General features: G+C 58.1%; 25 protein-coding genes and 4 tRNA genes. 22 read left to right on the top strand and 7 right to left on the bottom strand.

All coding sequences use genetic code 11. The features are described from left to right. Window positions 1-83: 83 nt before the first annotated feature. The gene (proB, locus tag AD668_RS23110; RefSeq protein WP_053162544.1) at window positions 84-1,202 is read left to right on the top strand and encodes a glutamate 5-kinase; all 1,119 of its coding nucleotides are present in this window, start codon (window positions 84-86) and stop codon (window positions 1,200-1,202) included. 12 nt (window positions 1,203-1,214) lie between these two features. Continuing rightward, window positions 1,215-1,679, top strand: coding sequence for a CreA family protein (locus AD668_RS23105; protein ID WP_053162542.1), 465 nt, complete (start codon window positions 1,215-1,217; stop codon window positions 1,677-1,679). Window positions 1,680-1,860: 181 nt separating this feature from the next. Here AD668_RS23105 and rpsT read toward each other — a convergent pair whose 3' ends face one another. Further along, on the bottom strand, window positions 1,861-2,139 hold the full coding sequence (gene rpsT, locus AD668_RS23100; protein WP_020798646.1) for a 30S ribosomal protein S20: 279 nt from the start codon (window positions 2,137-2,139) through the stop codon (window positions 1,861-1,863). A gap of 252 nt (window positions 2,140-2,391) precedes the next feature. Between rpsT and murJ the strand changes: the two genes are divergently transcribed. From murJ to ispH, 6 genes are all read left to right on the top strand, one after another. After that, complete coding sequence (murJ, locus tag AD668_RS23095) at window positions 2,392-3,930, top strand: murein biosynthesis integral membrane protein MurJ (protein WP_053162540.1); 1,539 nt, start codon at window positions 2,392-2,394, stop codon at window positions 3,928-3,930. Between the two features lie 129 nt (window positions 3,931-4,059). Continuing rightward, a complete protein-coding gene (gene ribF / locus AD668_RS23090) occupies window positions 4,060-4,998 on the top strand; it encodes a bifunctional riboflavin kinase/FAD synthetase (RefSeq protein WP_053162538.1) in 939 nt (312 codons plus the stop codon). A 13-nt stretch (window positions 4,999-5,011) separates the two neighbouring features. Next, on the top strand, window positions 5,012-7,843 hold the full coding sequence (gene ileS, locus AD668_RS23085; protein ID WP_053162537.1) for an isoleucine--tRNA ligase: 2,832 nt from the start codon (window positions 5,012-5,014) through the stop codon (window positions 7,841-7,843). Beyond that, window positions 7,836-8,348, top strand: a complete 513-nt coding sequence (lspA, locus tag AD668_RS23080; RefSeq protein WP_053162535.1) for a signal peptidase II — start codon at window positions 7,836-7,838, stop codon at window positions 8,346-8,348. The genes ileS and lspA overlap by 8 nt, the downstream gene beginning before the upstream one ends. 7 nt (window positions 8,349-8,355) lie before the next feature. After that, window positions 8,356-8,793: an FKBP-type peptidyl-prolyl cis-trans isomerase gene (fkpB, locus tag AD668_RS23075; protein WP_172681862.1), complete on the top strand. Its 438-nt coding sequence runs from the start codon at window positions 8,356-8,358 to the stop codon at window positions 8,791-8,793. 141 nt (window positions 8,794-8,934) lie between these two features. After that, window positions 8,935-9,882, top strand: coding sequence for a 4-hydroxy-3-methylbut-2-enyl diphosphate reductase (gene ispH / locus AD668_RS23070; protein ID WP_053162531.1), 948 nt, complete (start codon window positions 8,935-8,937; stop codon window positions 9,880-9,882). Here ispH and AD668_RS23065 read toward each other — a convergent pair. Next, the gene (locus tag AD668_RS23065) at window positions 9,851-10,390 is read right to left on the bottom strand and encodes a GspH/FimT family pseudopilin (RefSeq protein ID WP_053162529.1); all 540 of its coding nucleotides are present in this window, start codon (window positions 10,388-10,390) and stop codon (window positions 9,851-9,853) included. The genes ispH and AD668_RS23065 overlap by 32 nt on opposite strands. Window positions 10,391-10,520: 130 nt before the next feature. Between AD668_RS23065 and AD668_RS23060 the strand changes: the two genes are divergently transcribed. The 7 genes from AD668_RS23060 (at window position 10,521) to thiO (ending at window position 14,596) form a co-directional block, all read left to right on the top strand. After that, window positions 10,521-10,994 carry a GspH/FimT family pseudopilin gene (locus AD668_RS23060; RefSeq protein ID WP_053162528.1) on the top strand — a complete coding sequence of 158 codons (474 nt, stop codon included), beginning with the start codon at window positions 10,521-10,523 and terminating at the stop codon, window positions 10,992-10,994. Beyond that, window positions 10,991-11,440, top strand: a complete 450-nt coding sequence (pilV, locus tag AD668_RS23055; protein WP_053162526.1) for a type IV pilus modification protein PilV — start codon at window positions 10,991-10,993, stop codon at window positions 11,438-11,440. The genes AD668_RS23060 and pilV overlap by 4 nt, the downstream gene beginning before the upstream one ends. Beyond that, a complete protein-coding gene (locus AD668_RS23050) occupies window positions 11,437-12,144 on the top strand; it encodes a prepilin-type N-terminal cleavage/methylation domain-containing protein (RefSeq protein WP_053162524.1) in 708 nt (235 codons plus the stop codon). Before pilV ends, AD668_RS23050 begins: the two co-directional genes overlap by 4 nt. 10 nt (window positions 12,145-12,154) lie before the next feature. Further along, window positions 12,155-12,619 carry a PilX N-terminal domain-containing pilus assembly protein gene (locus tag AD668_RS23045; protein ID WP_053162522.1) on the top strand — a complete coding sequence of 155 codons (465 nt, stop codon included), beginning with the start codon at window positions 12,155-12,157 and terminating at the stop codon, window positions 12,617-12,619. Between the two features lie 115 nt (window positions 12,620-12,734). Beyond that, window positions 12,735-13,022, top strand: coding sequence for a hypothetical protein (locus AD668_RS23040; RefSeq protein ID WP_256220755.1), 288 nt, complete (start codon window positions 12,735-12,737; stop codon window positions 13,020-13,022). A 14-nt stretch (window positions 13,023-13,036) separates the two neighbouring features. Further along, a complete protein-coding gene (locus AD668_RS23035; RefSeq protein ID WP_053162518.1) occupies window positions 13,037-13,438 on the top strand; it encodes a type IV pilin protein in 402 nt (133 codons plus the stop codon). A 57-nt stretch (window positions 13,439-13,495) separates the two neighbouring features. Next, entirely contained in the window at window positions 13,496-14,596 is a 1,101-nt protein-coding gene (gene thiO, locus AD668_RS23030) for a glycine oxidase ThiO (RefSeq protein WP_053162516.1), read from the top strand. A gap of 90 nt (window positions 14,597-14,686) precedes the next feature. On the opposite strand, the gene AD668_RS23025 is transcribed toward thiO, so the two are convergent. From AD668_RS23025 to AD668_RS23010, 4 genes are all read right to left on the bottom strand, one after another. After that, on the bottom strand, window positions 14,687-16,024 hold the full coding sequence (locus tag AD668_RS23025; RefSeq protein WP_053162514.1) for a sigma-54 dependent transcriptional regulator: 1,338 nt from the start codon (window positions 16,022-16,024) through the stop codon (window positions 14,687-14,689). Beyond that, on the bottom strand, window positions 16,021-17,607 hold the full coding sequence (locus AD668_RS23020) for a PAS domain-containing sensor histidine kinase (RefSeq protein WP_053162512.1): 1,587 nt from the start codon (window positions 17,605-17,607) through the stop codon (window positions 16,021-16,023). Before AD668_RS23020 ends, AD668_RS23025 begins: the two co-directional genes overlap by 4 nt. Beyond that, window positions 17,597-17,830, bottom strand: coding sequence for a PP0621 family protein (locus tag AD668_RS29145; protein WP_082344551.1), 234 nt, complete (start codon window positions 17,828-17,830; stop codon window positions 17,597-17,599). Before AD668_RS29145 ends, AD668_RS23020 begins: the two co-directional genes overlap by 11 nt. Window positions 17,831-17,954: 124 nt before the next feature. Further along, window positions 17,955-18,977: an outer membrane protein assembly factor BamD gene (locus AD668_RS23010; protein WP_053162508.1), complete on the bottom strand. Its 1,023-nt coding sequence runs from the start codon at window positions 18,975-18,977 to the stop codon at window positions 17,955-17,957. A gap of 151 nt (window positions 18,978-19,128) precedes the next feature. Between AD668_RS23010 and rluD the strand changes: the two genes are divergently transcribed. From rluD to AD668_RS22975, 7 genes are all read left to right on the top strand, one after another. Beyond that, window positions 19,129-20,091, top strand: coding sequence for a 23S rRNA pseudouridine(1911/1915/1917) synthase RluD (gene rluD / locus AD668_RS23005; protein ID WP_053162507.1), 963 nt, complete (start codon window positions 19,129-19,131; stop codon window positions 20,089-20,091). Then, window positions 20,088-20,813 carry a peptidoglycan editing factor PgeF gene (gene pgeF / locus AD668_RS23000; protein ID WP_053162505.1) on the top strand — a complete coding sequence of 242 codons (726 nt, stop codon included), beginning with the start codon at window positions 20,088-20,090 and terminating at the stop codon, window positions 20,811-20,813. Before rluD ends, pgeF begins: the two co-directional genes overlap by 4 nt. Before the next feature lie 130 nt (window positions 20,814-20,943). After that, window positions 20,944-23,508 carry an ATP-dependent chaperone ClpB gene (gene clpB / locus AD668_RS22995; protein ID WP_053162503.1) on the top strand — a complete coding sequence of 855 codons (2,565 nt, stop codon included), beginning with the start codon at window positions 20,944-20,946 and terminating at the stop codon, window positions 23,506-23,508. 300 nt (window positions 23,509-23,808) lie between these two features. Beyond that, window positions 23,809-23,884, top strand: a tRNA-Asn gene (locus tag AD668_RS22990). Window positions 23,885-23,893: 9 nt separating this feature from the next. Beyond that, window positions 23,894-23,970: transfer RNA gene (locus AD668_RS22985), tRNA-Pro, on the top strand. A 5-nt stretch (window positions 23,971-23,975) separates the two neighbouring features. Further along, a tRNA-Lys gene (locus AD668_RS22980) sits at window positions 23,976-24,051 on the top strand. 97 nt (window positions 24,052-24,148) lie between these two features. Then, window positions 24,149-24,225: transfer RNA gene (locus tag AD668_RS22975), tRNA-Pro, on the top strand. 149 nt (window positions 24,226-24,374) lie between these two features. Here the strand turns inward: AD668_RS22975 and AD668_RS22970 are convergent. After that, complete coding sequence (locus tag AD668_RS22970; RefSeq protein ID WP_053162500.1) at window positions 24,375-25,673, bottom strand: NAD(P)/FAD-dependent oxidoreductase; 1,299 nt, start codon at window positions 25,671-25,673, stop codon at window positions 24,375-24,377. Window positions 25,674-25,774 lie beyond the last annotated feature (101 nt).

Below are 25,774 nucleotides of genomic sequence, written 5' to 3'. Positions count from 1 at the left end.
AATCGATTGTTGGTCACGAATAACCACGAATAATGTCACGGGCAGTGCTAGGTCGTGCTGCCCTCAAGCTAAGGTTGAAGATGATGCGGAGCAAGGTGACAGGTGCGCAGCGTTGGGTCGTCAAAATCGGCAGCGCTTTGCTGACGGCTGACGGCAAGGGCTTGGATCGCGCGGCAATGGGTGTCTGGGTTGATCAGATGGTGGCCTTGCATGAGGCAGGTGTTGAGCTGGTGCTGGTGTCCTCTGGGGCGGTGGCGGCTGGCATGAGCCGTTTGGGCTGGACCTCGCGACCCAGTGCGATGCACGAGCTTCAGGCCGCGGCTGCAATCGGTCAGATGGGGCTGGTGCAGGCATGGGAATCGAGCTTTGCCGAGCATGGCCGGCATACCGCGCAGATTCTCCTGACTCACGACGACCTGTCCGACCGCAAGCGCTACCTGAATGCCCGCAGTACCTTGCGTGCACTGGTCGAGCTGAAAGTGATTCCGGTGATCAATGAAAACGACACCGTGGTCACCGACGAAATCCGTTTCGGCGACAACGACACCCTTGCAGCGCTGGTGGCGAACCTTGTCGAAGCTGATTTGCTGGTGATCCTCACTGATCGCGATGGCATGTTCGACGCTGATCCGCGCAATAACCCGGATGCCCAGCTGATTTACGAAGCGCGCGCCGATGATCCCGCGCTCGATGCGGTGGCGGGTGGTACGGGTGGTGCGTTGGGTCGTGGTGGCATGCAGACCAAGTTGCGTGCGGCGCGTCTTGCTGCACGCTCCGGTGCTCATACCATAATCGTTGGTGGACGAATTGAGCGCGTGCTGGATCGCCTCAAGGCGGGTGAGCGCATCGGCACGCTGCTCTCGCCTGAGCGCGGCATGCTCGCGGCGCGCAAGCAGTGGCTGGCCGGGCATCTGCAAACCCGTGGCACCCTGGTGCTCGATGCGGGTGCGGTGACGGCGTTGTCCCAGGGCAATAAAAGCTTGCTGCCGGTTGGCGTCAAATTGGTCCAGGGCAGTTTCCGGCGCGGCGAAATGGTTGTGTGCGTAGCGCCGGACGGTCGTGAAATTGCCCGTGGCCTGGCCAACTACAGCGCGCTCGAGGCACAAAAAATCATCGGTCAGTCGTCTGATGCGATTGTCGGTCTGTTGGGTTACATGGCGGAGCCGGAACTGGTTCACCGCGATAACCTGATCCTGGTCTGAAGGAATACCTGAATGCGCGTGGCAAATGGATTGTTGGGATTGCTGTTGGCGATGCCGCTGTTGGTTTCGGCCGAAGAGATTGGTCAGGTGTCGACGGTGTTCAAATTCGTCGGGCCGAATGACCGGATTGTGGTCGAGGCTTTCGACGATCCGAAGGTTGAGGGTGTGACCTGCTACCTGTCACGCGCCAAGACCGGAGGTGTGAAGGGTGGGCTTGGCCTGGCCGAAGATCGTGCCGAGGCGTCTATCGCTTGTCGTCAGGTCGGGCCGATTACCTTCAAGGGCGAGCTCAAGGATGGTGATGAGGTGTTCAAGGAGCGTACCTCGCTGGTCTTCAAGACCATGCAGGTGGTGCGCTTCCTCGACAAGAAGCGCAATACGCTGGTGTACCTGGTGTACAGCGATCGCCTGATCGAGGGCAGCCCGCAGAATGCGGTGACGGCGATTCCGATTTTGCCGTGGGCTCACGCTCAGTAATCGGACGCAAATCGAACTGTAGGAGCGAGCTTGCTCGCGATAGCGGATATCCAGCCAGCACAAATGCTGAGCGTTAATCCGTCATCGCGAGCAAGCTCGCTCCTACAGTTTTTTGTGTGTCCGCCAAATCGCAGGCAATAAAAAACCGACCCTGAGGTCGGTTTTTTAATGAACGAGTCGCTTAGGCAGCAGCGGCAACGTTCAGGGCCTTAACGTGGCCATTCAAACGGCTCTTATGGCGAGCAGCCTTGTTCTTGTGGATGATGCCTTTATCGGCCATACGGTCGATAACTGGCACAGCCAGAACGTATGCAGCTTGAGCTTTTTCAGCGTCTTTTGCGTCGATGGCCTTAACTACATTCTTGATGTAGGTACGAACCATGGAACGCAGGCTGGCGTTGTGGCTGCGACGCTTCTCAGCCTGTTTTGCACGTTTTTTGGCGGAAGGTGAGTTGGCCACCGTCGAGCTCCTCGAAAGACTTTTTAGGAAATAGCAAACAAAATAGGCCGCGAATCATGCCGATGAGTTGAGGTCTTGTCAAGGGCGGTTGAGACGTTCCGCTAAGTGGTAGGTGACGCAAGCTTGGAGATTTCTTTCCAGCGTGCGACCTGTAAACTCGCGAGCTTTGGCTCTGTGCTGTTGCGGCGCGGAGTATCGCATAAGTGGGCGCTTTATTCGCCTGCTGTTTATCGACAGGCGCAAACTCTTTCAATGAATCTGCTCAAATCGTTGGCCGCCGTAAGCTCTATCACGATGCTTTCCCGGGTTCTGGGGTTTGTTCGTGACACCCTCATTGCGCGCACATTTGGCGCGGGAATGGCGACGGACGCCTTCTTTATCGCCTTCAAATTACCCAATCTTCTGCGGCGGATTTTTGCCGAGGGGGCGTTTTCCCAAGCTTTCGTGCCGATTCTTGCCGAATACAAGAGCCAGCAGGGTGAGGAGGCAACACGAACCTTCATCGCTTATGTCTCGGGCCTGTTGACGCTCGTACTGGCGCTGGTCACGGTGCTGGGCATGATCGCAGCGCCCTGGGTTATCTGGGTGACGGCACCGGGTTTCACTGATACCCCGGAAAAATTCGAGCTGACGACCAGCCTGCTGCGGGTCACGTTTCCCTACATTCTGCTGATTTCCCTTTCGTCACTGGCCGGTGCGATCCTCAATACCTGGAATCGTTTTTCGGTGCCGGCTTTCGTGCCGACGCTGCTGAATGTCAGCATGATCATCTTTGCGCTGTTTCTGACGCCGTATTTCGATCCTCCCGTGATGGCGCTCGGCTGGGCCGTATTGGTAGGGGGGGTGGCGCAGTTGCTCTATCAGCTGCCGCATCTGAAAAAGATCGGCATGCTGGTGCTGCCGCGCCTTAATCTGCGCGACAGTGGTGTCTGGCGAGTGATGAAGCAGATGTTGCCGGCGATTCTCGGCGTGTCGGTGAGCCAGATTTCGCTGATCATCAACACCATTTTTGCTTCGTTCCTGGTCGCCGGGTCCGTGTCGTGGATGTACTACGCCGACCGTTTGATGGAATTGCCATCCGGCGTACTGGGCGTGGCTTTGGGTACGATTCTGCTGCCGACGCTGGCCAAAACCTATGCCAGCAAGGATCGCCACGAGTACTCGCGCATCCTCGATTGGGGGCTTCGGCTGTGCTTTGTACTGGTGCTGCCATGTTCGCTGGCATTGGGGATTCTTGCGGAGCCGCTGACGGTTTCGCTGTTCCAGTACGGCCAGTTCAACGCGTTTGATGCGGCGATGACCCAGCGAGCCCTTGTTGCCTATTCCGTCGGATTGCTGGGGATTATTGTGATCAAGGTGCTTGCTCCCGGCTTTTATGCGCAACAAAACATCCGCACACCGGTAAAAATCGCAATTTTCACGCTGGTCGTCACACAGCTGTTCAACCTGATGCTGATCGGGCCATTGGCCCACGCCGGGCTGGCGCTGGCTATCAGTGCCGGTGCCTGCCTGAACGCGGGGCTGCTGTTCTACCAACTGCGCAAGCAGCAGATGTACCAGCCGCAACCGGGCTGGGCGAAGTTCGGCTTGAAGCTGGTGATCGCGGTCTCGGTGATGTCTGGCGTACTGTTGGCCGGGATGCATTTCATGCCGGCGTGGGGCGAAGGGCAGATGCTGGAGCGTTTCCTGCGCCTGGGTGCATTGGTGGCTGCTGGCGTAGTGACATATTTCGGCATGTTAGGGTTGATGGGCTTTCGTTTGCGCGACTTCAATCGAAAGGCGTTGGGCTAAGGTTAAGGTCTTGAAAAATACGGGCGAGCCGACAGTTTGGTCGGCTCGATTACTTTGGGTTACGGTGTTGCCTGTCGTCGGGCGCCGGGTGTGGTTATAATCGACCACTTTATGAGCAAGAAGCGCGTTATGCAGCTGGTTCGAGGCCTCCACAATCTGCGCCCCCAGCATCGGGGCTGCGTCGCCACTATTGGCAACTTTGACGGTGTACACCGTGGCCACCAGGCTATCCTGGCGCGGCTGCGTGAGCGTGCGCTTGAATTGGGCGTGCCCAGTTGCGTGGTGATTTTCGAGCCGCAACCACGCGAGTTTTTTGCGCCGGAGACTGCGCCGGCTCGCCTGGCCCGCCTGCGGGATAAACTGCAGTTGCTGGCCGCCGAAGGTGTTGACCGCGTTTTGTGCCTGGCTTTCAACCAGCGCCTGAGCAAACTCAGCGCCAGTGAATTCGTCGATACCATCCTGGTTGATGGTCTTGGCGTACAGCACCTGGAAGTTGGTGACGACTTCCGATTCGGCTGTGACCGTGCAGGGGATTTCGATTTCCTGCTGCAGGCAGGCATGGTTCAGGGTTTTACCGTTGAAGCGGCGCAGACTGTCGAACTCGATGGCATCCGTGTCAGCAGCACACAGGTGCGTAACGCCCTGGCTGCCGCTGACTTCGCCCTGGCCGAACGCCTGCTGGGGCGTCCGTACCGGATCGCCGGGCGGGTGTTGCATGGTCAGAAACTGGCCCGGCAACTGGGAACGCCCACTGCCAACATTCAACTCAAGCGCCGTCGCGTGCCGTTCACCGGGGTTTACCTGGTCGACGTCGAGATCGACGGCAAGACCTGGCCCGGCGTCGCCAATATCGGCGTGCGGCCTACGGTCCAAGGTGATGGCAAAGCCCACCTGGAAGTGCATCTTTTAGATTTTGCCGGCGATCTGTATGACCGGCGTTTAACGGTGGTTTTCCACCACAAGCTGCGTGAAGAGCAGCGTTTCGCCTCTCTGGAGGCGCTGAAAACGGCGATCAGCGCGGATGTCGCCGCCGCCCGTGCACTAGCCGCACCTAGCGCCCATCGCTAATGAAGAGCCTTAAATGACCGACTATAAAGCCACGCTAAACCTTCCGGACACCGCCTTCCCAATGAAGGCCGGCCTGCCACAGCGCGAACCGCAGATTTTGCAGCGCTGGGACAGTATTGGCCTGTACGGAAAGTTGCGCGAGATTGGCAAGGATCGTCCAAAGTTCGTCCTGCACGACGGCCCTCCGTACGCCAACGGTACGATCCACATCGGTCACGCACTGAACAAGATTCTCAAGGACATGATCATCCGCTCGAAGACCCTGTCGGGTTTCGATGCACCTTATGTTCCAGGCTGGGACTGCCACGGTCTGCCGATCGAGCACAAAGTCGAAGTGACCCACGGCAAGAACCTGGGCGCCGACAAGACCCGCGAACTGTGCCGGGCCTACGCCACCGAGCAGATCGAAGGCCAGAAGTCCGAGTTCATCCGTCTGGGTGTGCTGGGTGACTTCTCCAACCCGTACAAAACCATGGATTTCAAGAACGAGGCCGGTGAAATCCGTGCCTTGGCCGAAATCGTCAAGGGTGGTTTCGTGTTCAAGGGCTTGAAGCCTGTGAACTGGTGCTTTGACTGCGGTTCGGCCCTGGCTGAAGCGGAAGTCGAGTACGAGAACAAGAAGTCCTCGACCATCGACGTGGCGTTCCCGATTGCCGATGAAGCCAAACTGGCTGCCGCTTTCGGTCTGCCGTCGCTGGCCAAGCCTGCTTCCATCGTGATCTGGACCACCACCCCGTGGACCATCCCGGCCAACCAGGCGTTGAACGTTCACCCGGAATTCAACTACGCACTGGTCGATGTCGGCGACAAACTGCTGGTGCTGGCCGAAGAACTGGTCGAGTCGTGCCTGGCGCGCTACTCGCTGGAAGGTTCGGTTGTTGCGACCACGACCGGTAAAGCACTGGAACTGATCAACTTCCGTCATCCGTTCTACGACCGTCTGTCGCCGGTTTACCTGGCCGACTACGTTGAATTGGGCGCTGGCACCGGTGTGGTTCACTCCGCACCGGCCTATGGCGTGGACGACTTCGTGACCTGCAAGAAGTACGGCATGGTCAACGACGACATCCTCAATCCGGTCCAGAGCAACGGCGTGTACGCGACCTCGCTGGAATTCTTCGGCGGCCAGTTCATCTGGAAGGCCAACCCGGCCATCGTCGACAAGCTGACCGAAGTCGGTGCGCTGCTGCACACCACCATCATCGAACACAGCTACATGCACTGCTGGCGCCACAAGACCCCGCTGATCTACCGCGCCACCGCGCAGTGGTTCATCGGCATGGACAAGCAGCCAGTGACTGGCGACACCCTGCGCCAGCGCTCGCTCAAAGCCATCGAAGAGACTCAGTTCGTTCCGGCCTGGGGACAGGCGCGTCTGCACTCGATGATCGCCAACCGTCCTGACTGGTGCATTTCCCGTCAGCGCAACTGGGGCGTGCCGATCCCGTTCTTCCTGAGCAAGGAAAGCGGCGAGCTGCACCCTCGTACCGTCGAGCTGATGGAAGAAGTCGCCAAGCGCGTTGAAGTCGAAGGCATCGAAGCCTGGTTCAAGCTGGACGCCGCCGAGCTGCTGGGCGACGAAGCGCCGCAGTACGACAAGATCAGCGACACCCTGGACGTCTGGTTCGATTCTGGTACCACGCATTGGCACGTCCTGCGCGGTTCTCACCCGATGGGCCACGAAACCGGGCCACGCGCCGACCTGTACCTGGAAGGTTCGGACCAACACCGTGGCTGGTTCCACTCGTCGCTGCTGACCGGTTGCGCCATCGACAATCACGCGCCATACCGCGAGCTGCTGACCCACGGCTTCACCGTCGACGAGTCCGGCCGCAAAATGTCCAAGTCTCTGGGCAACGTCATTGCACCGCAGAAAGTCAACGACACCCTGGGCGCCGACATCATGCGTCTGTGGGTTGCATCGACCGACTACTCGGGTGAAATGGCTGTTTCCGAGCAAATCCTGCAACGCAGTGCGGACGCCTACCGGCGTATCCGTAACACTGCGCGCTTCCTGCTGTCGAACCTGACCGGCTTCAATCCGGCCACCGACATCCTGCCTGCAGAAGAAATGCTCGCGCTGGACCGTTGGGCCGTGGACCGCACCCTGCTGCTGCAGCGCGAGCTGCAAGAGCACTACGGCGAATACCGTTTCTGGAACGTGTACTCGAAGATCCACAACTTCTGCGTGCAGGAGCTGGGTGGTTTCTACCTCGACATCATCAAGGACCGTCAGTACACCACCGGCGCCAACAGCAAGGCCCGCCGTTCGGCGCAAACCGCGCTGTTCCACATCTCCGAAGCGCTGGTTCGCTGGATCGCGCCGATCCTGGCCTTTACCGCCGACGAGCTGTGGCAATACCTGCCGGGCGAACGCAACGAATCGGTGATGCTCAACACCTGGTACGAAGGCCTGACCGAATTGCCGGAAGGCTTTGAACTGGGTCGTGCGTATTGGGACCGGATCATGGCCGTGAAGGTCGCGGTCAACAAGGAAATGGAAATCCAGCGCGCCGCGAAGGCTGTCGGTGGCAACCTGCAGGCCGAAGTGACGCTGTTCGCCGAAGACGCACTGAGTGCCGATCTGGCCAAGCTGAGCAACGAGCTGCGCTTTGTGCTGATCACTTCGACCGCCTCTGTCGCACCGTTCGTGCAAGCACCGGCCGATGCTGTGGTAACCGAAGTCGGCGGCTTGAAGCTGCAAATCGTCAAGTCGAGCCACGCCAAGTGCGCCCGTTGCTGGCACTGCCGTGAAGACGTCGGCGTGAACCCGGAGCATCCTGAAATCTGCGGCCGTTGCGTAGATAACATCAGCGGCGCTGGCGAGGTTCGTCACTATGCCTAATGCCATTGGCCGTTTCGGACGGCTGAGCTGGCTTTGGTTGAGCCTGCTGGTTCTGGTCATCGACCAGGCCAGCAAGTTCTACTTCGAAGGCAAGCTCGAGATGTATCAGCAAATCGTGGTGATTCCCGATTTGTTCAGCTGGACCCTGGCCTACAACACTGGCGCTGCGTTCAGCTTCCTGGCTGACAGCTCTGGCTGGCAGCGCTGGTTGTTTGCCCTGATCGCCATCGTGGTCAGTGCAGTACTGGTGGTCTGGCTCAAGCGTCTGGGACGCAACGAGACCTGGCTGGCCATTGCCCTGGCGCTGGTGCTGGGGGGCGCGCTAGGCAATTTGTATGACCGCATCGCCCTTGGCCATGTGATCGATTTCATTCTGGTGCATTGGCAGGATCGCTGGCGTTTCCCGGCGTTCAACGTTGCCGACAGCGCCATCACGGTTGGTGCGGTAATGCTGGCACTGGACATGTTCAAAAGTAAAAAGACCGGAGAAGCCGTAAATGACTGAACAGGTATTGGCTGAGCAACGCATCGGCCAGAACACGGAAGTCACCTTGCATTTCGCATTGCGCCTGGAGAACGGCGACACGGTGGACAGCACCTTCGACAAAGCCCCGGCGACCTTCAAGGTCGGTGACGGCAACCTGTTGCCAGGTTTCGAAGTGGCATTGTTCGGTTTCAAGGCCGGTGACAAGCGCACGCTGAACATCGAGCCGGAAAACGCTTTCGGCCAGCCGAACCCGCAAAACGTACAGATCATCCCGCGTTCGCAGTTCCAGGACATGGAGCTGTCGCCAGGTTTGCTGGTGATCTTCAACGATGCGGCCAATACTGAATTGCCGGGTGTGGTCAAAGAGTTCGATGACGCGCAAGTGACCATCGACTTCAACCACCCGCTGGCTGGCAAGACGCTGACCTTTGACGTGGAAATCATTTCCGTCAAAGCGCTGTAAACGTCTTTCTGTAGGAGCCGGCTTGCCGGCGAAGTGGCCTTGAAGCCTTGCGGTGAATCCAATGGCCTCATCGCTGGCAAGCCAGCTCCTACGGTGAGTTGTAACGATCTGAATTCTTGCGCGCAAGACACGAGGCACAGCATGCAAATCAAACTCGCCAATCCCCGTGGCTTCTGCGCCGGTGTGGACCGGGCGATCGAAATCGTCAACCGCGCCCTGGAAGTCTTCGGGCCACCGATCTATGTGCGCCACGAAGTGGTCCATAACAAGTTTGTCGTCGAAGACCTACGCTCCCGTGGTGCGATCTTTGTCGAAGAGCTGGATCAGGTGCCGGACGATGTCATCGTGATCTTCAGCGCCCATGGTGTTTCCCAGGCTGTGCGTACCGAAGCGGCTGGCCGTGGGCTGAAAGTATTCGACGCTACCTGCCCGCTGGTGACCAAAGTCCACATCGAAGTGGCGCGCTACAGCCGTGACGGCCGCGAGTGCATTCTCATCGGCCACGCCGGTCACCCGGAAGTCGAAGGCACCATGGGTCAGTACGACGCCAGCAATGGCGGCGCAATTTATCTGGTCGAAGACGAGAAAGATGTCGCCGCGTTGCAGGTGAACAACCCGGAAAAACTCGCCTTCGTGACCCAGACCACGCTGTCGATGGACGATACAAGTCGCGTTATCGACGCACTGCGTACGCGCTTCCCTGCTATCGGCGGACCGCGCAAGGATGACATTTGCTACGCCACGCAAAACCGTCAGGACGCGGTCAAGCAACTGGCCGATGAATGTGATGTGGTGTTGGTGGTCGGCAGTCCGAACAGCTCCAACTCCAATCGCCTACGCGAATTGGCAGAGCGCATGTCCACGCCTGCCTATCTGATCGACGGCGCCGAAGACCTGCAAAAGAGTTGGTTCGACGGTGTAGAGCGTATTGGTATCACCGCGGGCGCTTCTGCTCCGGAAGTGCTGGTGCGTGGCGTGATCCAGCAGTTGCAGGCCTGGGGCGCTACCGGTGCCGACGAGCTGGCTGGTCGCGAGGAGAACATCACGTTCTCTATGCCTAAAGAACTGCGTGTTCGCTCCTTGCCCTGAGTTTTTTCCTTTTTTCGCATAACGCCTGTTCAGGTTTTGCATTGCGCAGGCTTACACGACCGGTCCGTGCCAGCACCACTTGATGCTGGCTTACCGGTTTGCGAGCTGCACAAATGTGTAATGTCCCCCCAAACAGTGTCTCGCCCTGACCTCTGAACCGTATCGAGCTTTCGACCGTGCTGTTCCCCACAATCGATACGCGTGCACCGCTCTGGCGTTCGGCCAGCAGTGGATTGTCGTTGTCCATCTCTCCCTTGCCGCTGATATCCAGAATGATCCGCCAGCCTTGGCTCCAGTCGCCATTGATGCCGTGAATCACCACGGCCTGGTTGCGGACGATGGCTTCGCTCCGGGCGGTGCGAATACCACTGTAAAGAGCCTGGGCCGCTTGCTCTCTTTGGTTCGACTCGATCAGCGTTGCGAACGCCGGACTGACCAAATGCAGAACAATTCCTGCAATTGCCAGTCCCATGAGCAGTTCGATCAGGCTGAAGCCCTGTTGCCGCATGACGTCTCCCTCCGTGGCGTGATGTGGTTCGCGCAATCCTTGCGCGAGAAATCGTAACGCAATCGCACCACAGCGCTCGAACGTTGTGCGGCGTAAGAGCAGGTATAGCCGAAGGAAACAAAAGGCTGCGATGGATCATCCTACAAAAGGTTTCACGCTGATCGAGTTACTGGTCGCGATTGCGATCTTGCTGGTGCTGATGACCTTGGCCATGCCGGCATTTACCCGTTCGGTGCAATCGGCCAAGGCTGATACGGAAATCAGTGACCTGCAACGCGGTTTGAATATGGCCCGACTCGAAGCTATCGAACGTGGCATCACCACGCGGCTTCGCCCGACAGCAGACGACAACAAATGGACCGGGGAACTGGCGGTTTATGACGGTACTGGCAAATCAGCCAATGTATTGCGGGTTATTCCGGCGATGAGCAGTGGTGCAATCCTGACGCTAACCTCAGATGTCACTGCCATCGATTTCAACAATCTCGGCGGGTTGTCATCGCCGCCCACAACGGTGGTGATCAGCCATGTGCTGGGGGGCCAGAGCAGGATGCTAAATGTGTGTTTGAACGGACGAATTCTTTTGGGTGGAAGTTGCGGATGAGAGCAGGGAGCAAGTTTATACAGGAGGGCATGACGCTGATCGAGGTCCTGGTGGCGTTGTTGATTCTCGGCGTGGGGTTGTTGGGGGCTGCGGCGTTACAGCTCAATGCGCTGAAGTACACGGACAGTTCGCGAATGAGCAGCCAGGCGAGTTTTATCGCCTATGACATGATGGACCGCATTCGCGCTAACGCTAATGCCGATTACACCGTTACGCCCACCGGCTCGGGCAACCTGAATAATGCCCGGGATCAGGATCTTTACGACTTCACCAGCAACATCCTCGATTTTGGCGGTCCTACCGCCACTGGCAACATCTCCGTCAATCAGCGCGTATACACGATCACCCTGGAATGGGATGACTCGCGAGCGGCCAGCAGGGCTGATTCGCGACGCAGCTTTGTGCTGACCAGTCGTGCAACCGTCGATCCGCAATCAACACGATGAGCCACACCAGTAAAGGTTTTGGCCTGATCGAGTTGCTGATCGCCCTGGCACTGAGCCTGGTTGTGGTGCTTGGCGTGGTACAGGTGTTCATCGCTTCCAAAAATACCTTTGTCAGCCAGAACGTCTCGGCCACCCTGCAAGAAGATGCGCGTTTCGTGCTGAGCAAAATGATTCAGGAAATCCGCATGGTCGGCATGTTCGGCTGCCTGGGGACGATTACCGACTCAAGTAAAAAAAAGGACTTCAAGGCAAACCAGATGACACCGGTCCGTTGGGATAACGCCGCCCGCAAGTTGACCCTGGTGACGGCAGATGTCGGCAGTAATGGAGGCGCACCCACCTGGACAGTGATTTCCGATTGTCGCAACAGCGCAACGGCGTATAGCGATGCGCAGACTGCGGCGCCCGGGCAGTTGGCATTTCCGATTCGACGGGTGATTTACGGCGTCAGCAATAACGAGTTGACGATGGGGAGTGGAGAGGGCCCGCAACAAGTGCTGGTAGATAATGTCGGTGCGTTCGATGTGAGCTTCGGTCTCGCCAGGTCCGCCACTGACATTGGCGTTTCCAGTTACAGCAGCAACCCGTCGGACCCGGCGCGAATCCGCAGCGTTCGTTTGACGCTGACGCTTCATGACCCCGGCAACAGGGTCCGTGATCAAACCTTCCATGTGGTTGCCGCCTTGCGCAATCGCTTGTTGTGAGGGAGTGTCAATGAGTTGCCAATCCGAGCGCGGCATGGCGCTGCTGATTAGTCTGGTGTTTTTGCTGTTGCTGACGCTGATCGGCATTTCGTCAATGCAGAGCGCTACGCTGCAGGAAAAAATGGCCGGTAGTGTGGCATTGCGTAATCAATCTTTTCAGGGTGCTGAAGCGGTGCTCAGGGTTGGCGAAAGCGCAGTGCAGCAAAAAAACTATTCACTGCATGTTTGCAGCAGTACTCGCCAATGCACGCCGCCGACCGAGTCGTCGACCATTACCGCTGCAGGGTTCAACTCCACGTCGGGGGTGACCTGGATTGCATCCGGCAATGGCTTTTATGGTGTGCAAAATTTAGGACCTGTCCGGGATGCCGTGAATGTGCCGATCAACACGCCAGCGACTCTATATCGGGTAACAGCAGTAGGTATCACCGGACATTCTCGCAGCGTGGTGGAGAGCATCTATGCGAAGTACTGAACTGCGTGCCGGGCTTTGGCCGCGAGTGTGCGGTGTTGTTTTGGGGGTGTGTCTTACAGTTCCCGCCTGGTCGTTTACGCTGCCGAACACGCCAGCCCTGAATCGGGAGCGGTGTTTGGCTGCGGGTAATTGGTACGGTTTTTATCATGTCAGCGTAGGGTTGCGGCCAATCTGCCTGAACCTGCCCGAGGCGTTCAGCGGTAAGATGCTCGACAGCAACGACGATGGCGTGATCGATAATCCCGATGCGATTTCCAGCGGCGTGATCTTTGTCGGAGAAGACGCGACTGCCATCGACAATGACGCGACCGGGATCGGCAGTGATTCCAGTGGCGACAACACCCTAGGGGTGGAAAAATCCGGCGGCGTCAGCCGTCGCATCATGTGGCGACAAATACAGTAAGTGAGCGTTGAGGTATGCAGAGATTCAACCGTGGATTTACCCTGATCGAAATCATGATCGTGATCGCGATCATCGGTATTGTCATGACCATTGCAGCACCGAGCTTTACCGAATATCTGCAGAAAGGCCGACGTGCCGAAGTGGCCGGGCTGCTATCTGAACAGGCGCAGATCCTTGAGCGCTTCTATTCGCAGAAAAATGCCTACACCGGTGCTGCCGGTCTGAGCGGCGGTAATGACTACTACACGATCACAGCTACCCTGACTGACCAGACCTTCCTGCTGACGGCAGTGCGCAAGGCTGACACCAGCATGGCCACAGACAAGTGTGGTGATTTCACGATCACCAACACCGGGGTGCGCAGCATGGTCAACGCCGCCTCCGGCCTGACCAGCAAGGATTGCTGGGGTCGTTGAGTTCCTTTTTCGGGCGCTTTTTTTTGCCCTCTGTCTAATGAATGGTTGGATCAGAACATGACCAGGCAACAGCAAGTGGTGATTGTCGGCGGCGGGGTGATTGGTTTGCTGACGGCCTTCAATCTGGCATCCGAAGGACAGAATATTGTGCTGCTGGATCGTTCGAGCGTCGGCCAGGAATCTTCATGGGCCGGCGGCGGGATCGTTTCGCCGCTTTACCCGTGGCGCTACAGTCCGGCAGTCACAGCGCTGGCTCATTGGTCGCAGGATTTTTATCCACAGCTGGGCGCGCAATTGTTTGCAGCGACGGGCGTCGATCCTGAAGTGCATACCACCGGGCTGTACTGGCTGGATCTGGATGACGAGGCTGAAGCGCTGGCATGGGCTGTCCGGGAAAATCGTCCTTTGAGTGCTGTGGATATCTCGGCGGCTCACGACGCGGTGCCGGTGTTGGGTGGTGGTTTTTCCCGGGCGATCTACATGGCCGACGTGGCCAATGTGCGTAATCCACGCCTTGTGAAGTCGCTGAAGGCTGCATTGCAGGCGCTGCCAAACGTGACAATTCATGAGCAGTGTGAAGTCAGCGGTTTTGTTCGTGACGGCGATAAAGTGCTTGGCGTGCAAACTGCCATGGGGGCGATCCATGGGGATCAAGTGGTCCTGACTGCGGGTGCCTGGAGCGGTGATTTGCTCAAGAACCTGGGTCTGCAATTGCCTGTCGAACCGGTAAAAGGGCAGATGATTCTCTACAAGTGCGCGGCTGACTTCTTGCCGAGCATGGTCCTGGCCAAGGGACGTTATGCAATTCCCCGGCGCGATGGACATATCCTGATTGGCAGCACGCTGGAGCATGAAGGCTATGACAAGACGCCCACCGGGCCGGCACTGGAAAGTCTGAAAGCGTCGGCGGTGGAATTGATTCTGGCACTGGCCGACGCCGAAGTGGTTGGGCATTGGGCTGGTCTACGCCCAGGTTCACCTGAGGGCATTCCCTACATCGGTCGCGTGCCGGGATTTGACGGGCTGTGGCTCAACTGTGGGCACTACCGTAACGGGTTGGTGCTGGCGCCAGCCTCGTGCCAGTTGTTTGCTGATGTGATGCTGGGCCGGGTGCCGATTATCGATCCTGCGCCGTATGCGCCGAGCGGTCGGATCTGAAGTAAAGTCAAAAGATCGCAGCCTTGGGCAGCTCCTGCATAGGAATGTGTTTTCCATGTAGGAGCTGTCGAAGGCTGTGATCTTTAATGCTTAATCCAGCCCCAGTTTCTTCAGTCGGTAACGCATCGACCTGAATGAAAGGTTCAGCCGCTGAGCCGCCGCCGTGCGGTTCCAGCGGGTTTGCTCCAATGCCTGAAGCAGTAACTGGCGTTCGACGTTTTCCAGGTAGGCTTCCAGATTGTGGATCTGAGTCAGGTCTGGCAGGCCATCTCCAACAGCGCAATTGCCTTCGGCCAGGCGCAGGTCGCCGGCTTCGATCTGCTTGTTTTCGCATAGCGTATGCGCTCGCTCGAGCATGTTTTCCAGTTCCCGGACATTGCCGGGGAAACGGTAGCTTTTGAGCACGTCGAGGGCTTGCGGATGGAGTTTTACCTCCGCTTGACCGGTGTTGGCGGCGAGGCGTTTCAGCATGTGGCTGGACAGTGCTTCGATGTCATCGCGTCGTTCGCGCAAAGGGGGGACTGGCAGCTCTATGACGTTCAAGCGGTAATACAGATCCTGTCGAAAGCGCTCGGCAGCAACTTCCGCATTCAAGTCCTTGTGCGTAGCGCAAAGGATGCGCACGTCAACTACCGTTTCCTGCTGCCCACCGACACTGCGCACGGCTTTTTCCTGAATGGCACGTAACAGTTTCACCTGCATCGCCAGCGGCAAATCAGCCACTTCGTCAAGGAAAAGAGTGCCGCCCTGGGCCGCCTGGAACAGGCCGGGTTTATCTTCCATGGCGCCGCTGAAGCTGCCTTTGCGATGGCCAAAAAACTCGCTTTCCATCAGCTCCGACGGGATCGCTCCGCAATTGATCGGGACGAACGGTTGGCCGCCGCGGGGGCCTTGGTCATGGATCAGGCGCGCGACTAATTCTTTGCCGCTACCGGATTCACCGCTGATGTAAACCGGTGCCTGACTACGGGCCAGTTTAGTGATGTGCTTGCGCAGAGTGCGCATGGGCAACGAATTACCGAGCAGGCGTCGGTCAATGGCGACGCCGGCAAGGGGAAGCAGCAGGGCACTGGTGACCAGTTCACGCAGGCGTGTGAGGTCCACCGGTTTGGTCAGGAAGTCGAAGGCCCCGGCCTTGAGTGCGCTGATCGCGGTGTCCAGGCTGCCATAGGCAGTGATCATTGCCACCGGCACCTGTGGATAAAATTGTTGGATGTGCTGCACGAGCTCAAGGCCGGTACCGTCCGGCAAGCGCATGTCGGTCAGGCACAAATCGAAGGTTTCGCGCTTCAGCAGAGCCAGAGCCTCGGCGACATTGCGGGCGCTGAACGTATCGAGTTTCATTCGTCCCAGAGTAATTTCCAGGAGTTCGCGAATGTCCGGCTCGTCGTCGACGACCAATACTTTTTTCCGTGTGCCGGTATTCAAATTTGTTTCCGTTCGTGAGCAAAGATGATGCGAAAGCAGCCGCCCTCTTGGCGTGCCTTGAAGTCCAGGCCGGCCTGATTGCTTTCGCACAGCTCACGGGACAGATAAAGCCCCAGGCCTGTGCCTTGTGGGCTGGAAGTGAAGAAAGGTTCGAACAGATGCGTTTGAAGCTCCGGCGCTACGCCGGGGCCGTTGTCGAGGATATCGAGGGTTGGCAGTTGGGTGTCGCGGTCGATGAACAGATCAAGCCAGACTTTCGCGTTTTCCTGGTCACGGGTGTTATGGCGCCACGCATTGTTTAACAAATTACCGAGAATCTGGTTCAACTGATTCGGGTCCATCAGGGTTTTGAAATTGCCGGCACCGATGTTCAAGTGAATCTTCTGGTTTTGGGCTATTTCTTCGCGGGCATCGGCCACGAATTGTTCCAGCCATGGCTTCAAGTCGAGCCGTTGCGGCACAGTTTTTTCGCGGCGAGACAGTTGCAGGACGTTTTCGATGACTCGATTCATGCGTTGGGAGTGATCTTGAATAATCTGCGTCAGACGTCGATCGGCAGCGTTCAGTTCCTCTGATTCACGTAACAGTTGTGCAGCATGACTGATGGCACCCAGCGGATTGCGGATTTCATGGGAGATGCTCGCGGTCAGGCGACCCAACCCTGCGAGTTTCAGTTGCTGAGCCTGTTGCGCGATGTGGGCAAGGTCTTCGAGAAAGACCAGTGTCTGGTGTTGTGGGCTCTGGTCCAGTGCAATGAAGCTAGGTTGCAATTCCAGGCCGTTACTTTCGATCTTAAGGCTCTGGGGGCGGCGAACCGGATTGTCGAGCCAGCGTTGCAAACGCTCGACCAAGGCAGGAGCGCAGTCGTCGATTCGGCGGCTTTGGATGAGGGCACAACCGAGCAAGGTCAGGGCGCTGTGATTGGCCAGTTGCACGTATCGCTGTTCATCAAGCACGAGAATGCCGGTGCGCATGCGTTGCAGGATCAGGGCGTTGAGGGTTTCGAGGCCAGCCACTTCGCTGGCCCGCTGTTCGGCCAGGCTTTCGCTGACTTCGACGCGCCGGGTCAGGCCTTGCACCAACAGTGCTGCTACAAAGCACAGGGTGCCGAGCGTGCCCGCTTGCAGGTAATCATTGGCGCTGGCCGCATGGGTGAGGCTCAGGAGAAAGCTGAAGCCGACGATACCAAGCGCACCGACAGCTGCAATCAATAGGCCGATGCGCCTTCGCAACAGGGTATTGCTGATGGCCACCGATACGACCAGAAGATTGCCGATGGCGCTGGCCACACCACCGGCGGCGTAGAACAGGCCGCTCAGCAACAGGACGTCGACCAGCGCCAGACTGAACAATTGCCCGTGCCGGCGCGTGTTTCCAGGAAGCGCCACCAGCAAAATATTCAGGACCAGATACAGCCAACTGCCACGGCGCAATAAAGCATCGTTGGCAGATGTCAGCAGCGGGGTATCAATGTTACTGGAGACCAGCACCAGGGTAATGCCGATGGTCAAGCGGTAGAGATGATAGAGGCGCAGCAGGCGGCGGGCCTGTTTGCCGCCGGGACTGATTCTCTCAGCGGTCACTGGAGCCTGGGCCTTGCTCGAGATGAGCCTGGCTGCAATACCATTGTTGTTCCAGGTTCAAAGCGCGGTCGCGGGGCAGGTGGACGCCGCAATGGGCGCAACGGACCATGGGCGCGGCTTCTCGCTCGCCAGGAGATTTGGGGGCAGAGGACTGACCCTTGAACTTGCGCCAGAACCATACTGCAGCGGCAATCAGGGCAATCCAGAACAATAGACGAAGCATGGTGAGCTGCTTTATGGCGGATGAACCGCCAGTTTAGCCAAGGACCTGACAGGCGCACAGCCTAATAAAACGCTGACATAAAAAAGGGAGACTCGAAAGTCTCCCTTTTTGTACACCCGAGGTGTCAGTCGAACACACCGAAGGTCATGTAGCTGAACCACGAACGGTCGTCGTTGTTGCCTTCAGCTTCGTGATTTTCTTCCTCTATCACATCGCCTTCTGCGTCTTTTGGCTTGAGCTCGTTAGGAATCGCGTCCTTGGCTTCCTGGAACTGCTTCTGCACATCCTGGTTGGCACGGGTTTCACCCGGTGGCAGTGGTGGACGCGACTCGATGAGACCCAGGGTTGCCTTGCTCAGCCACGAACGGTTGTCGGCTTCCGCCATCGACGGTACGAACTGGCCGTCTACCAGACTTGGATGGTTCGGGTAGTTGAGTTTCAGGGTTTCCAGGCTGGTGGTCGCCAGCTCATCCAGATGCAGGCGCTGGTAAGCCTCGGTCATCACCGCCAGGCCGTCACCGACAGAAGGGGTTTCCTGAAAGTTTTCCACGACATAACGGCCACGATTCGCAGCGGCAACGTAGGCCTGGCGAGTCAAGTAGTAGTTGGCAACGTGAATTTCGTAGGCCGCCAGCAGATTGCGCAGGTAAATCATGCGCTGCTTGGCGTCAGGCGAGTAACGGCTGTTGGGAAAGCGGCTGGTCAGTTGGGCGAACTCGTTGTACGAGTCACGCGCGGCACCTGGGTCACGCTTGGTCATGTCCAGCGGCAGGAAGCGCGACAGCAGGCCAACGTCCTGATCGAAAGATGTCAGGCCCTTGAGGTAGTACGCGTAATCCACGTTCGGATGCTGTGGGTGCAAGCGAATGAAGCGCTCTGCGGCAGACTTGGCTGCCTCTGGCTCGGTGTTCTTGTAGTTGGCGTAGATGAGCTCAAGTTGCGCCTGGTCGGCATAGCGACCGAACGGATAACGCGATTCCAGAGCCTTCAGCTTGGTGGTGGCGCTGGAGTAGTTGTTGTTGTCCAGGTCGTTTTGAGCCTGTTGGTACAACTCGACTTCACTCAGGTTTTCGTCTACGACTTCCTTCGATGAGCAAGCAGCGGTCAATGCGAGGATGGCGATCAGCAGCAGGTGTTTCACTTGCATGGCGGCTTGCGTCCCTATGACGGCCGCTGTCTTGGGCGTGGCCGTCCTGTTATGATGAGCGCCCCGTTGAATAGCCTCGGGGCAAAAGACGCCGTATTTAACCACAAGCGCGCAGCCGAAACCAAAAGCTGTGCCGACGCCTAGTCTGAGCATGTCCGATAAAATTGAACTTCGCGCAGAGGTGCCGTCCGAATTGGGCGGCCAACGCCTCGATCAAGTCGCCGCACAATTATTCGCTGAGCACTCGCGCTCGCGCCTTTCCGCCTGGATCAAAGACGGCCGCCTGACTGTGGATGGGGCGGTTATCCGCCCGCGAGACATCGTCCATGGTGGCGCCATCCTTGAGTTGACTGCCGAGCAGGAAGCTCAGGGCGAGTGGGTCGCTCAAGACATTGCCCTGGACATCGTCTATGAAGACGACGACATCCTGGTGATCAACAAGCCTGCGGGCCTGGTGGTGCACCCGGCTGCCGGTCATGCCGACGGCACCTTGCTCAATGCCTTGCTGCACCACGTGCCGGACATCGTCAACGTGCCCCGCGCCGGTATCGTGCACCGTCTGGACAAGGACACCACCGGTCTGATGGTGGTGGCCAAGACCATTCAAGCGCAGACGCAGCTGGTTACACAGTTGCAGAGCCGCAGCGTCAGCCGCATCTATGAATGCATCGTGATCGGTGTGGTGACAGCGGGCGGCAAGATCAACGCGCCGATCGGTCGTCACGGCCAGCAACGCCAGCGCATGGCCGTAATGGAAGGTGGCAAGCAAGCCGTCAGCCATTACCGCGTGCTCGAGCGCTTCCGCTCCCACACTCATGTGCGGGTGAAGCTGGAAACCGGCCGTACGCACCAGATTCGCGTACACATGGCGCACATCAACTACCCGTTGGTCGGAGATCCTGCCTACGGCGGTCGTTTCCGTATCCCGCCGGCAGCCAACCCGACCATGGTCGAGTCGTTGAAAAACTTCCCGCGTCAGGCGCTGCATGCGCGTTTCCTGGAGCTGGATCATCCGACCACCGGTAAGCGCATGAGCTGGGAGTCGCCGTTGCCGGAAGACTTCGTCTGGCTGTTGACCCTGCTCAAGCAAGACCGCGAGGCGTTCATCGGATGAGTGACTGGCTGATTCCTGACTGGCCCACGCCGGCCGGGGTCAAAGCCTGTGTCACCACCCGTGCGGGCGGCGTCAGTCTGGCGCCGTTCGACAGCCTCAACCTCGGCGATCATGTCGACGACAGCCCTGAAGCCGTCGCCGAGAATCGCCGTCGTCTGACCGAGCATTTCTCCGTTCAACCGGCCTGGTTGCAGCAGGTCCACGGCATTGTCGTGGCCCATGCTGATCCGGGTCGGGTGGATACGGCTGATGCCAGCTGGACATCAACACCGGGGATCGCCTGCGCGGCGATGACGGCCGATTGCCTGCCTGCGCTGTTTTGCGACCGCGCCGGCACTCGTGTAGCGGCGGCCCATGCCGGTTGGCGCGGGTTGGCGGCGGGCGTGCTGGAAGCCACCCTCGACAGTCTGGCGGTGCCACCAGCAGAAGTATTGGTCTGGCTCGGTCCAGCCATCGGCCCACAAGCCTTTGAAGTCGGCCCGGAAGTGCGTGAAACCTTCGTGCACCAGTTGCCGCAAGCGGCTGAAGCCTTTGTGCCGAGCCAAAACCCCGGCAAGTTCATGGCCGACATCTATCTGCTTGCACGTCTGCGTCTGGCAGCTCGCGGCGTCACCGCTGTCTACGGTGGCGGTTTCTGCACCGTGACCGACCCACGATTCTTTTCCTATCGCCGTGCCCCTCGCACCGGTCGGTTCGCCTCCCTGATCTGGCTCGCCCGCTAAGCTTGTCTGATCTGCATCAATGTCTTGACGCTTGAAACTCCCAGAATCGACCGCATCTATTGTGGTATCTGGCAGGTTTCTTCATTCAGGACGTTTTATAGGTCCGACCTGCTCAAAAGGAAGGTGACTTATGCGTATAGACCGTTTAACCAGCAAATTGCAGTTAGCGTTGTCCGATGCTCAATCCCTGGCAGTCGGGCTCGATCATCCGGCCATCGAGCCGGCGCACTTGATGCAAGCCTTGCTCGAACAGCAGGGCGGTTCGATCAAGCCGCTGCTGATGCAGGTGGGCTTCGACGTCAACAGTTTGCGTAAAGAGCTGACGAAAGAGCTCGACCAGCTACCGAAAATCCAGAACCCGACCGGTGACGTGAACATGTCGCAGGATCTGGCGCGTCTGCTCAATCAGGCCGACCGTCTGGCCCAGCAGAAAGGCGACCAGTTCATCTCCAGTGAGCTGGTGCTGCTGGCCGCCATGGACGAGAACAGTAAGCTCGGCAAGCTGTTGCTCGGCCAGGGGGTGAGCAAGAAAGCCCTGGAAAATGCGATCAATAACCTGCGTGGTGGTGAGGCCGTCAACGACCCAAACCACGAAGAATCGCGTCAGGCGCTGGACAAGTACACCGTCGACCTGACCAAGCGCGCCGAGGACGGCAAGCTTGACCCGGTGATCGGCCGCGACGATGAAATTCGCCGCACGATTCAGGTGCTGCAACGCCGTACCAAGAACAACCCCGTGCTGATCGGTGAGCCTGGCGTGGGTAAAACCGCCATTGCCGAAGGTCTGGCCCAGCGCATCATCAACGGCGAAGTGCCGGATGGCCTGAAGGGCAAGCGCCTGCTGTCCCTGGATATGGGGGCGTTGATTGCCGGTGCCAAATATCGCGGTGAGTTCGAAGAGCGGCTGAAGTCCCTGCTTAATGAACTGTCGAAGCAGGAAGGGCAGATCATCCTGTTCATCGACGAACTGCACACCATGGTCGGTGCCGGTAAGGGCGAAGGTTCGATGGACGCAGGCAACATGCTCAAGCCAGCCCTGGCGCGCGGTGAGCTGCATTGCGTCGGTGCGACCACGCTCAACGAGTACCGCCAATATATAGAGAAGGATGCGGCCCTTGAGCGACGCTTCCAGAAGGTTCTGGTGGACGAGCCGAGCGAGGAAGACACCATTGCGATCCTGCGTGGCCTGAAAGAGCGCTATGAGGTTCACCACAAGGTGGCGATCACCGACGGTGCGATCATCGCTGCGGCCAAGCTCAGCCATCGCTATATCACCGACCGGCAGTTGCCGGACAAGGCCATCGACCTGATCGACGAGGCCGCCAGCCGCATCCGCATGGAGATCGACTCCAAGCCCGAAGTGCTGGACCGTCTGGAGCGTCGCCTGATTCAGCTGAAGGTGGAATCCCAGGCGCTGAAGAAAGAAAGCGACGATGCCGCGAAGAAGCGTCTGGAAAAGCTGCAGGAAGAAATCGCTCGGCTTGAGCGTGAGTACTCGGATCTGGAAGAAATCTGGAACTCGGAGAAAGCCGAGGTGCAGGGTTCTGCGCAGATTCAGCAGAAAATTGAACAGTCCCGGCAGGAACTGGAAGCCGCTCGTCGTAAAGGCGACCTGAACCGCATGGCCGAATTGCAGTACGGGGTGATCCCGGATCTGGAGCGCAGCCTGCAAATGGTTGACCAGCATGGCAAACCTGAAAACCAGTTGCTGCGCAGTAAAGTGACAGAGGAAGAGATCGCCGAAGTCGTTTCGAAATGGACGGGTATCCCGGTATCGAAAATGCTCGAAGGCGAGCGCGACAAACTGATGAAGATGGAAAGCCTGTTGCACCAGCGTGTGATCGGCCAGGACGAAGCGGTGGTCGCGGTTTCCAACGCGGTGCGGCGTTCCCGTGCCGGGTTGTCCGACCCGAATCGGCCAAGCGGCTCGTTCATGTTCCTCGGCCCGACCGGTGTCGGTAAAACCGAGCTGTGCAAGGCGTTGGCCGAATTTCTCTTCGATACGGAAGAGGCGATGGTGCGGATCGACATGTCCGAGTTCATGGAGAAACATTCCGTGGCTCGCCTGATCGGTGCGCCACCAGGGTATGTCGGTTACGAAGAAGGCGGTTATCTGACCGAGGCAGTGCGTCGCAAGCCTTACTCGGTGATCCTGATGGACGAGGTCGAGAAGGCGCATCCGGATGTGTTCAACATCCTGCTGCAAGTGCTTGAAGACGGTCGCTTGACCGACAGCCATGGCCGCACGGTGGATTTCAAGAACACCGTGATTGTCATGACCTCCAACCTGGGCTCGGTACAGATCCAGGAACTGGTCGGTGATCGTGAGGCGCAACGTGCGGCGGTGATGGATGCGATCTCCAGCCATTTCCGGCCGGAGTTCATCAACCGTGTCGACGAAGTGGTGATCTTCGAGCCTTTGGCGCGGGATCAGATCGCCGGCATTACCGAGATCCAGTTGGGTCGTCTGCGCAGCCGCCTGACCGAACGGGAGCTGAAGCTTGATCTCAGTCCCGAGGCGATGGATAAGCTGATCGCGGTGGGTTACGACCCGGTATACGGCGCACGGCCGCTCAAACGAGCGATCCAGCGCTGGATCGAGAACCCGCTGGCACAGTTGATTCTGTCGGGGCGGTTCATGCCGGGCGACACTGCGCACGGGGTCGTGGAAAACGACGAAATCGTATTCGCCTGATCCATAACCGCAACAAAATTGAAAAGGTCCCGCATTGCGGGACCTTTTTTTCGTTAGGCTGTTGAACTCAAAGGAAAAGGCTTGTAAAGTGCGCCCCGCAGTAAGTCACCCGCCAGGGTTTCCGCTCCCCAAGCAGGAATCCAAAATAAGTTGCAAATCATTAACTTGAAAGCAATTTAGGGGGTTGACAGAGGTTCTGAAGATTGTAGAATAGCGCGCCTCAGACACACGAACGCAGCGATGCAAACGGGTCGAAGAGAACGCAGTAAAGCTTCAAAGTTGTAAATTGAAATATGTAGTTCCGTGATAGCTCAGTCGGTAGAGCAAATGACTGTTAATCATTGGGTCCCAGGTTCGAGTCCTGGTCACGGAGCCAATTTCAAACCGGGGTATAGCGCAGTCCGGTAGCGCGCCTGCTTTGGGAGCAGGATGTCAGGAGTTCGAATCCCCTTACCCCGACCATTTTTGGGTCGTTAGCTCAGTTGGTAGAGCAGTTGGCTTTTAACCAATTGGTCGTAGGTTCGAATCCCACACGACCCACCATTTTTGAAACCAGTTAACGCTGGGATCGAATCTTAAGATCAGAGGCCAAAAGCGCTGATCGAAGAAGGCGACTTTTGTAAGGTCGCCTTTTTTTTACCGGGGTATAGCGCAGTCCGGTAGCGCGCCTGCTTTGGGAGCAGGATGTCAGGAGTTCGAATCCCCTTACCCCGACCATATTAAAAATCCTCGTATCGAAAGATACGGGGATTTTTTTTGTTCCGGTTTTTTGTGGAGCCCATGAGAAGCTTCGCTGGCAAGCCAGCTCCTACAAGATCGATGCGGTCCTGTAGGAGCTGGCTTGCCAGCGAAGAGGCCCTCGGATCTTAGTGCAGCTTCAAGCGCGGCTCGGTACCTCGCCCGATTTTGCTGCCCAGCATCAGCATTGCCGTGCGAAACGGTCCGTACAGCGCCATTTGGTGCATGCGGTACAGCGACACATAGAACATCCGCGCCAGCCAGCCTTCGAGCATCACGCTGCCGGTAAGGTTGCCCATCAAGTTACCCACAGCCGAAAAACGCGACAGTGAGATCAGTGAGCCGTAGTCGGTGTACTTGTACTCCGGCAGTGCCTTGCCTTCGATGCGCAGTTTCAGCGATTTGGCCAGCAACGAAGCCTGTTGGTGAGCGGCCTGGGCTCGTGGGGGCACGTTACGATCACTGCCCGGTTGTGGGCAGGCTGCACAGTCACCGAAAGCGAAGATGTTCTCGTCGCGGGTGGTTTGCAGGGTCGGCAGCACTTGCAGTTGATTGATGCGGTTGGTTTCCAGGCCGTCGATGTCCTTGAGGAAACCCGGTGCACGAATCCCCGCAGCCCAGACTTTCAGACTCGCCTTGATCTCGTTGCCGTCGGCAGTGATCAGGCTGTCGGCGGTGACTTCACTGACCGCCGCATTGGTCATGACGTTGACCCCGAGCTTCTCCAGGGTTTTATGCACAGGTCCACCAATCCGTTCCGGCAGCGCGGGTAATACCCGTGGGCCGGCTTCGATCAAGGTGATGTGCATGTTTTCCGGTTTGATTCGGTCCAGACCGTAAGCCGCCAATTCATGAGCGGCGTTGTGCAGCTCGGCGGCCAGCTCGACGCCGGTGGCACCCGCACCGACGATGGCCACGCTGATCTGCTCGACGGTGTCGGTCTGCCCGGCATGCGCTCGCAGGTAGTGGTTGAGCAGTTGCTGGTGAAAGCGCTCGGCCTGTTTTCGGGTATCGAGGAACAGGCAATGCTGTGCCGCGCCCTGGGTGCCGAAATCGTTGGTGGTGCTGCCGACGGAAATCACCAGCGAGTCATAAGGCACTTCGCGTGCAGGTACCAATTCCAGGCCGGCTTCGTCATATGTGGCGGCGAGCTGGATTTTCTTGCTCGCACGATCTAGCCCGCTCATGCGCCCCAGCTGGAACTCGAAGTGGTTCCATTTCGCCTGGGCAACATAGTTGAGTTCGTCTTCGGAGGAGTTCAGGGAACCGGCCGCCACTTCGTGCAACAACGGTTTCCAGATGTGGGTCAGGTTCGCGTCGACCAGCATCACGCTGGCTGTGCCGCGCTTGCCCAGAGTCTTACCCAGACGGGTAGCCAACTCCAGACCGCCGGCGCCGCCGCCGACAATAACAATACGATGGGACATGGGGATAACTCGCAAGGCTAAAAGAAATCTTTTTCGTTACCCAAGCGAGCATGAGGGTCTGTTGACGTTTGATGACGACCGCCACGTGGGCGTCCGTCCCT

This window comes from Pseudomonas sp. P1.8 (assembly GCF_001269805.1).
Classification (GTDB): Bacteria; Pseudomonadota; Gammaproteobacteria; order Pseudomonadales; family Pseudomonadaceae; genus Aquipseudomonas.
The sequence above is the reverse complement of the archived record's forward strand: the minus strand, read 5'-3'. Positions and strand labels throughout refer to the sequence as shown.